The following is a 445-nucleotide window of genomic DNA, read 5'->3' as shown; positions in this document are numbered from 1 at the left end:
CAGGAGTTAAAGGCTGACGTTAAAGCGATTAAAAATGACCACAAAAAAAATACTGCCTATTTCACTGCTTATTTTCGAGTTGGGGATAAAACCTTATCGTTGATGGTCAATATCAATTTGTTGAACTTAATGCAACGTATCGTTTCCGGTTATCGCCCTAACAAACATGATAAGAATACTGTCGTGTTACTGGATGAGTTGGTTGATGAAATTGCGGACATCGCAAATAGTGCAGATACCCTATATATCGTTGGGAAAGGTAACAAGCAATACAAAATAACCAACGTAGATAATGAAGATTTTGAGGTGAGTGGACTATGAGTTTAATGCTAAGAGCTGACTTGCCCCAGTCTAAAGATGGGGTGAAAAATAACACTTTAACTACCTACTTCCCAATTAACACAAAGGATAGAAAAGATATCTTTAATTGGGACAGTGTATTAGG

General features: G+C 36.9%; 1 protein-coding gene. It reads left to right on the top strand.

The genetic code is table 11. The annotated features are described in order from the left end of the window. Nucleotides 1-321 (top strand): DNA phosphorothioation-dependent restriction protein DptF (gene dptF / locus AB4496_RS28745; RefSeq protein WP_372133502.1); only part of this gene is annotated, 321 nt, incomplete at its 5' end. Nucleotides 322-445 lie beyond the last annotated feature (124 nt).

Origin of the sequence: Vibrio sp. 10N.222.46.A1 (genome assembly GCF_041473595.1) — a bacterium.
GTDB classification, from domain to species: Bacteria; Pseudomonadota; Gammaproteobacteria; order Enterobacterales; family Vibrionaceae; genus Vibrio; species Vibrio tasmaniensis_A.
The sequence above is the reverse complement of the archived record's forward strand: the minus strand, read 5'-3'. Positions and strand labels throughout refer to the sequence as shown.